3 protein-coding genes are annotated in these 8,051 nt (G+C 64.1%); all 3 read right to left on the bottom strand.

Annotation, left to right across the window (positions count from 1 at the left end; translation table 11 throughout):
• Window positions 1-403 precede the first annotated feature (403 nt).
• The 3 genes from ACIP90_RS14170 to ACIP90_RS14160 are packed head-to-tail and all read right to left on the bottom strand — an operon-like array spanning window position 404 to window position 7,978.
• Window positions 404-4,159, bottom strand: a complete 3,756-nt coding sequence (locus tag ACIP90_RS14170; protein ID WP_400580038.1) for a 1,4-alpha-glucan branching enzyme — start codon at window positions 4,157-4,159, stop codon at window positions 404-406.
• 1 nt (window position 4,160) lies between these two features.
• On the bottom strand, window positions 4,161-5,957 hold the full coding sequence (treS, locus tag ACIP90_RS14165; RefSeq protein WP_400580036.1) for a maltose alpha-D-glucosyltransferase: 1,797 nt from the start codon (window positions 5,955-5,957) through the stop codon (window positions 4,161-4,163).
• Between the two features lie 5 nt (window positions 5,958-5,962).
• Window positions 5,963-7,978, bottom strand: a complete 2,016-nt coding sequence (locus ACIP90_RS14160) for an alpha-1,4-glucan--maltose-1-phosphate maltosyltransferase (protein WP_400580034.1) — start codon at window positions 7,976-7,978, stop codon at window positions 5,963-5,965.
• Window positions 7,979-8,051: the final 73 nt, after the last annotated feature.

The raw sequence follows: 8,051 nt of genomic DNA, 5'->3' as shown, positions 1-8,051 counted from the left end.
CCACAGGGGCGGACAGGCCCGGCAAATCAACCAATTCATAAAAAATCGGTATCAACAAACTTGGCACACTATTGAGTTCTCAAACAACAGACACACCCGGCACCACCACAACCAAACCACAGTCGCGGATCGCTCCGGAGCAACTTTCCAAACTTACCCGCTCACTTCACCCTAGTCAAATCGGCTCCTGCGATCCCTTGATGCCTGAGGCATCTTAGTCGCTGTACCGACCGACTCCGGGGAGCGGCGCGGAAATAAACTCTACCACTACTTTTCCCTGTAGCCAACCCGCCTCCAGTAGGCCATCAGCGTGCCTGCTGCAGGGCACACTGCAGCAGGCACGGAAGAGGCCCGGAATCACGGGGATTCCGGGCCTCTTCCGGCGGTGTGATGAGAGCGGGAATCAGCTCACAGTCGTCTCCGGCAACTCTGCCTTGGCTGCACGGCTCGGCACCGTCTTGGCCATCGGCCCGGCGGGCTTGAAGTAAACGACACCCAGCGGGGGAAGCGTCACCGTCAGCGTGGCGGGCTGGCCATCGATGGCTGCGTCCTCCGCGGTCAGGGTCCCGTCGTTGAGGACGCCGGAACCACCGTAGGAGGTTGCATCGGTGTTGAGCACTTCAGTCCAGGCGCCGACGGACGGTACTCCAAGTGCATAGTCCTTGTGCGGGCCTCCAGAGAAGTTCACCGCAACGACCACGGGATTGCCCTCGGTGTCCCAACGGACGAACGTCAGGACGTTGCGGTCCGCATCGGCTCCGTTGATCCACTGGAACCCACCGGGCTCGTTGTCGCGTGAATACAGTGCCGGCGTGGACTTGTACAGCTCGTTCAGGTCCTTCGTCAGCAGCTGCACGCCGCGGTGCGCCGGGATGTCCGCCAGCCACCAGTCAAGGCCGTGCTGCTCGGACCATTCTGCTTCCTGGCCGAATTCCGTGCCCATGAAGATGAGCTGCTTGCCCGGGTGCGCCCACTGATAACCGAGGAAGGCACGCAGGTTTGCCAGCTGCTGCCAGCGGTCCCCCGGCATCTTGCGAAGCATCGACCCCTTGCCGTGGACAACCTCGTCATGGCTGATGGGCAGGAGGAAGTTCTCGGTGAACGCATAGACCATCGAGAAGGTGACAGTCCCGTGGTGCCACTTCCGGTTGACGGGATCCTCTGAAATGTACTTGAGCGAGTCGTGCATCCAGCCCATGTTCCACTTGAGCCCGAAGCCGAGGCCGTTATGGCTGGTGGGACCGGTGACTCCCGGGAAGGCTGTGGATTCCTCGGCGATCATGACCGCACCGGGGTGGGTCTTGTACACCGTGGCGTTGGCTTCCTGGAGGAAGGAGATGGCCTCCAGGTTTTCGCGACCGCCGAAACGGTTCGGCTGCCACTGGCCGTGTTCGCGCGAATAGTCCAGATACAGCATGGAGGCGACAGCGTCCACGCGAAGGCCGTCGATGTGGAATTCGTCCAGCCAGTACAGCGCGTTGGCCACCAGGAAGTTGCGCACCTCGGTACGGCCGAAGTCGAAGATCAGGGTACCCCAGTCCGGGTGCTCCCCCAGGTTCGGGTCGGCGTGCTCGTACAGCGGCTGTCCATCGAACTCGGCAAGCGCCCAGTTGTCTTTCGGGAAGTGGGCCGGTACCCAGTCCAGGAGGACGCCGATGCCGGCCTGGTGGAGCGCGTCCACCAGGTAGCGGAATTCGTCGGGGTGCCCGAAGCGTGAGGTCGGTGCAAAGTAGGACGTGACCTGGTAGCCCCAGGAGCCGCCGAAGGGGTGTTCGGCCACCGGCATGAACTCGACGTGGCTGAAGCCCAGCCATTTCACGTATTCGACGAGTTCCTTGGCAAGTTCCCGGTAGCTCAGCCCCAGGCGCCAGGATCCCAGGTGGACCTCGTAGACACTCATCGGGGAGTTGTGTGGATCCCGTGCGGCGCGGGCCTTCATCCACTCGTCGTCCTCGAACCGGTAGTGGGATTCGACAACCCTGGATGCAGTCAGCGGCGGCACTTCGGTGCCGAACGCCAGGGGGTCAGCCTTCTCGACCCAGTAACCGCCCTTGGTCTTAATCTCGAATTTGTAGCATGCGCCGGCTGCAACGCCGGGCACAAACAGTTCCCAGACGCCGGAAGACCCCAGGGAGCGCAGGGAGTTTTCCCGCCCATCCCAGGCATTGAAGTCGCCCTTGACGCGGACCGCCTCGGCGTTCGGAGCCCACACGGCGAAGGACACACCGTCGACGTCCCCCAGGGAGGACTTGTAGTGCTGGACGTGCGCACCGAGGACGGTCCACAGCTTCTCGTGGCGGCCCTCCCCGATCAGGTGCAGGTCCACCTCACCCACAGTGGGGAGGTAGCGGTACGGCTCATCCACCGTCACCGGTTCCGCACCCTCGTAGGTCACTTCCAAACGGTAGTCCGGCACGTGGCCTGCCTGCAGGGGCTCCAGCACGGCAACCCATATGCCCTCTGCCTCATGCGTCATCGGCACCGACCCGGCCGCCGTCACCACGGTGACCGCCTCGGCCAGGTGCTTGACGGTGCGGATGGTTACGTGGCCGTAGTTATCCAGATGCGCACCAAGCACGGAGTGCGGGGCGTGGTGCTCACCGGCCGCCACACGTGAGAGCGTGTTCGCATCCACTTGGAGAGGTGCGTGGGGCCGATCTGTAGGTGCAGAGCCTGTCATCTTCTTACCTTCCGCTGCGGCTCCGGCGGGATCGCCGGGGCCTTTACTGCTGAGTAGCCGCCTGGACGCAGTCACAGGAATGGCTAGCCAATCTGGCCTGTTACGCAATTCATACACGACTTCGTACAACGCCTTGTCCAGCCACAATGCCACAAAGAGCGGAGACTTTCGGTCTATCGTGCCGGGAGTTACCTCTGAGTAGCCGGCAAGGAACGCCTCGGCGCAGTCGTCCACCCACGATTCGGGCACGTTCGCCCCGCTGCCCTCGCGCTCCGCGGCGCCGGCGGCGTAGTCGAACGAGCGGAGCATGCCCACGACGTCTCTGAGCGGGACGTCCGGAAAGTTCCGTTCGGAAATAGGCCGCAGCGGCTCACCCTCGAAATCGAGGATCGCCCACCGGTCCGCCCCGCCGTTCCGGCCGGGCACCTGGAGGATCTGGCCAAGGTGAAGGTCGCCATGGATGCGCTGCAGCGCACCGGCCGGGACACCCTCCAGTTGCTGGAGGAGAGCATCCAGTTCGTTCTCATACGGCCCGACGGCGGCACCGGCCTCCGTCCAGGCCTGCCGCACCCGCTGGGCTACTCCGGGGGCAATGACGCCGCCCGGGACGGCCTCCGCGGAAACACCCAGTGTTTCAGCCAGCCGCCGGTGCACGGTCGCGGTGGCGTGGCCCAGGGCGTGGGCTTCCTGCGTGAAGTCGTTTCCTGCCGCGGCGGCATCGACCGCGAGGCGCCAGGCGTCCCGCCCGCCGGCCAGGAACTCGTGGGCAACGGCGAGTTCGCCGTGCGCCGTGGTTTCCGCGGCAGCGTCCTCCCCGGCGGGTGCGTCCGCCGTCGTCGTGTGTTGGGGCCGCCATTGGCCGGTGACCCAGCCAAGCGTGGCCGGCACTTCGGAGGTCCGCGCTGCGGAAAGGGCAGCACCGACCTCTACTTCCGGATTGCGGCCTGCCGAAAGCACACGGAAGAACTTTACGATTGCCGCGGAGACACCGTCGTCCACGATCACCGAGGTGTTGGACTGTTCGCCTGAGAGGACGCGGACGGTACCGGCGGCGGTCGGAATCGGTTGGCCGCCCTCCGGCAGGTGCCCGCTGGCCGTCCCGGCCACTCCCTCGGTGCGCATGAGGTCAAGCCATTCGGAGATGAAGACGGGGTCGTGGACGCCGTCGTAGATCCACCGGTGTCCCAGTTCCGTATTGTCGATTTCGCCGATCAGGGCCCGCTCGGCGCCGGCCAGCGGTTCACGGCGGTAGCTGAGCGGCACCTGGACCACGTCGGTGCGGCGGCCGCCGTCGACCGTTTCGGACACCACGGAGGCCAGGACCACTTCAAGTCCCACCTCCCCGGAGGAGTCCTTGAGGATGAGGCCGCCCACCGGGGCCAGCGTAAATGCGGCCGACTTCACCGGGAACCAGCGTTGGCTTGGCAGCCACTGGCGGAGTAACTCTTCGAGCGTTGGGATCAGTGTGGATTGTGTCATGTCACCCCTCAATAGACAGGATGGGCATCGCCTGGGTGTAGGGAGATGCCGGGTTGGAGGATACGGAACGCAGCCGGAGCCAGAAGAAATCATGGCTGCCGAGGGTTAGGGTCAGGTTCCCGTCCTCGCCGACTCCCGGGAACGTCTGGCCACCGAATACGTCGCGGAGGCCGCGTCCGGCGAACTGCGGCAGTTTGAGGGTGGCAGCAACGGGGTGCTGTGAAAGGTTGAAGGCGCACAGGATGGTCTCTGCCGGTTCACCGGCCGCGTTGCCTTCGGGAAGTTCACGCAGATAGGCCAGCACCACTTCGTGGTCTGCTTCCACGTGCCTGAAGTTGCCGAGCCCAAACGCGGCGTGATTCCGCCGGACGCTCAGGATCTGCCTGGTCCAGCGCAGCAGCGAGCCGGAATGCGCGGCCTCCGCCTCAACATTGGCCATGCTGTAGTTGTAGACCAGCGACTGGATCACCGGGAGGTAGAGCTTGCCGGGATCGGCGTTGGAGAAGCCGGCATTGCGGTCCGGGTTCCACTGCATAGGCGTGCGGACGGCATCGCGGTCCTCCAGCCAGATGTTGTCGCCCATGCCGATCTCGTCCCCGTAGTAGAGAAAGGGGCTGCCCGGCAGCGACAGGAGCAGGGCATTGATCAGTTCGATCTCCGCCCTGGAGTTGTCCAGCAGCGGCGCCAGCCGGCGCCTGATGCCGATGTTGGCCCGCATGCGCGGATCCGGCGCGTACCAGCCGAGCATGGCGGCGCGCTCATCGGCGGTGACCATTTCCAGCGTGAGCTCGTCGTGGTTCCGGAGGAAGGTGCCCCACTGGGCGCCCTCGGGGATCTCCGGGGTGTCGTGCATCGTTTCGATGATGGGGGCAGCCTTCTGGTCACGCAGGGCGTAGTACAGCCGGGGCATGATCGGGAAGTGGAACGCCATGTGGCATTCCGGCTCTTCCTCCGTTCCGAAGTACTCCACCACCTCATTGGGGGGCTGGTTGGCCTCCGCGATGATGACCCGCCCCGGGTAGCTCTCGTCCACCATCTTCCGCAGCTTGCGGAGGAACTCGTGGGTGGCGGGCAGGTTTTCGCAGTTGGTGCCCTCCTCCTCGTAGAGATACGGGATGGCATCGGCGCGGAATCCGTCGATCCCCTGATCCAGCCAGAACCGCACGACGTCGAACAGCGCGTCGATGACCTTCGGGTTCTCGAAATTAAGGTCCGGCTGGTGGCTGAAGAACCGGTGCCAGAAGAACTGCCGCCTGATTGGATCGAAGGTCCAGTTGGACTCTTCCGTGTCCACGAAGATGATGCGGGCGTCCTGGTACTTCTCATCCGTGTCGCTCCACACGTAGAAGTCACCGAAGGGACCGTCCGGATCCTTCCGTGACTCCTGGAACCAGGGGTGCTGGTCCGAGGTGTGGTTCAGCGGCAGGTCGATGATGACCCGGACGCCGCGGGCGTGCGCCTCCGCCACGAGCCGTTTGAAGTCGCTGATGGTTCCAAACTCGTCGAGCACGGAGTTGTAGTCGGAGATGTCATAGCCGCCGTCACGGAGCGGTGACTGGAAGAACGGCGGGAGCCAGAGGCAGTCCACCCCCAGCCACTGCAGGTAGTCGAGCTTCTCGATCAGGCCGTGGAAATCCCCTGACCCGTCACCGTTTGCATCCGCAAAACCCCGCACAAGCACTTCATAGAACACCGCTTTCCTGTACCACAGTGGATCATGCTGCAATCCCGGCGCATTAAGCTCGAACGTGCTCTTCGGAGTGAAGTGATGTGACGGGTTCTGCGTGCTGAAACTCACTGAGGCTACCTCCGGATGTGCAGGATGTGTGCAGGTTCAACATGGGCATCCAGTCTGACGTAGTTGTATTCCCCCCATTCCCAAGACTCGCCGGAAATCAGGTCATCCACCCTGAAGCCGCCATTCGGCGTGAGGTCGTCCGAATCGAGCTGCAGCGCAGCCAGATCCAGCGACACCGTGCTTTCCCGGGTGCTGTGCGGGTCCACGTTGACCACCACGATGATGGTGTCCTTGGTGCCATCCGGGAGGGCCTTGTGCTTGGAGTACACGATGGTGGCATCATCCGTGCTGTGGTGCAGCGTCAGGTTCTGCAGATCCCCCAGCGCGGGGTGTGCCTTGCGGATCTCGTTGAGCCTGGTCAGGTACGGGGCGAGGGTCCGGCCGGACGCGGCGGCAGCATCCCAGTCCCTGGCCTTGTACTCGAACTTCTCGTTGTCGATGTACTCCTCCGCGCCGGGCCGGGCCACATGCTCGTAGAGCTCAAAGCCGGCGTAGACGCCCCACAGCGGGCTGGCCGTAGCAGCCAGTGCAGCACGGATCTTGAAGGCCGCAGGCCCGCCGTACTGCAGGTACTCGGTGAGGATGTCCGGGGTGTTGACGAAGAAGTTCGGCCGGAAGAACGCCGGCGAGACATGGCTGACCTCGTGGAAGTACTCCTCCAGTTCCTTCTTCGTGTTCCGCCACGTGAAGTACGTGTATGACTGCTGGAAGCCTGCCCGGCCCAGCGCATGCATCATGGCAGGACGGGTGAATGCCTCAGCCAGGAACACGACGTCCGGGTTCTTCTTGTTGACCTTGGCGATCAGCCATTCCCAGAACCACACCGGCTTGGTGTGGGGGTTGTCCACCCGGAAGATCTTCACCCCGTGGCTGACCCAAAGCTGCACGATGCGGAGGATTTCCTTGGACAGGCCCTCGGGATCGTTGTCGAAGTTGAGCGGATAGATGTCCTGGTACTTTTTCGGAGGGTTCTCGGCGTAGGCGATGCTGCCGTCCACCCTGGTGGTGAACCATTCCGGGTGGGATGTGACCCACGGGTGGTCCGGCGCGGCCTGCAGCGCGAGGTCCAGCGCCACCTCAAGGCCCAGCTCGGTGGCGCGTGCCACGAAAGCGTCGAAGTCCTCAAAGGTGCCCAAGTCGGGGTGGATGGCGTCGTGGCCGCCCTCCTTCGCCCCAATGGCCCAGGGCGATCCGGGGTCGTTCGGACCCGCGATCAGGGTGTTGTTGGGGCCTTTCCGGTGCTGGACGCCAATCGGGTGGATCGGCGGCATGTAGATGACATCGAAGCCCATCTCGGCGACGGCTTCGAGCCGCTTGGCCGCCGTCTGGAAGTTGCCTGACGTCCAGGCGCCTGTCTCGTGGTTGCGGATTGCGCCTTCGGAGCGCGGAAAGAACTCGTACCAGGAACCGCGGCCGGCCCGGTCCCGCTCCACCAAGAGGGGGAACGGTTCAGAAACGGTGACCAGCTCCCGGATCGGCTCGCGGCCTACGATCTCGGCGACGTCCGCACCGAAGCCGGCAGCCAGCCGCTCTTCAGCGGTTTTGGAGGTATCGGACAGAACCACGACGGCGGAGCGCAGCGTCCGCCTGTCGGCGGCGTCGCGGAAGGATTCCTCGGCGGCCTCCGACAGCAGGGCGGCCCCCTCGTCAAGCATCAGTTCGACGTCGATGCCGGCTTCCACCTTCACCTCGGCGTTGTGGTGCCACGTGCCGTAACGGTCGTGCCAGGCCTCGATGACGAAGGACCAGTTGCCCGTGGATTCAGGCGTGAGTATGCCTTCCCAAAGGTCTGTGCCCTTGCCTCGGTCCCCAGCGGGCGGCTGGAGGCGCACACGCTGGCGCTCCTTGCCCTTCGGGTCCAGCAGCACGGCGCTGACGCCCAGCTGGTCGTGGCCTTCGCGGAAGCACTTTGCGCTGACCACGATGCCTTCGCCCGGCAGCGCCTTGGCGGGGAACTTCCCCCCTTCGACAACCGGCTGAACATTCGTGATCGGGAAACGGCCAAATCGAAGGCCGTCCATGATCGAAACTTTCGGCGTTTGCTTGGCTGGGGCACTGGTTCGCGTGTTTGTCGTCACAGGCTCGACATTAGCG

It is taken from the genome of Arthrobacter sp. NPDC093139 (assembly GCF_044754165.1).
In the GTDB taxonomy this organism is placed as follows: domain Bacteria; phylum Actinomycetota; class Actinomycetes; order Actinomycetales; family Micrococcaceae; genus Arthrobacter.
Note: the sequence above shows the minus strand (reverse complement) of the source record. Positions and strands in the feature narration are given on the sequence as shown.

Bases quoted from the DNA above. Each gene is read 5' to 3' on its own strand.
- ACIP90_RS14170 (WP_400580038.1), bottom strand. From the start codon at position 4,159: ATGACACAATCCACACTGATCCCAACGCTCGAAGAGTTACTCCGCCAG.
- ACIP90_RS14160 (WP_400580034.1), bottom strand. From the start codon at position 7,978: ATGGACGGCCTTCGATTTGGCCGTTTCCCGATCACGAATGTTCAGCCG.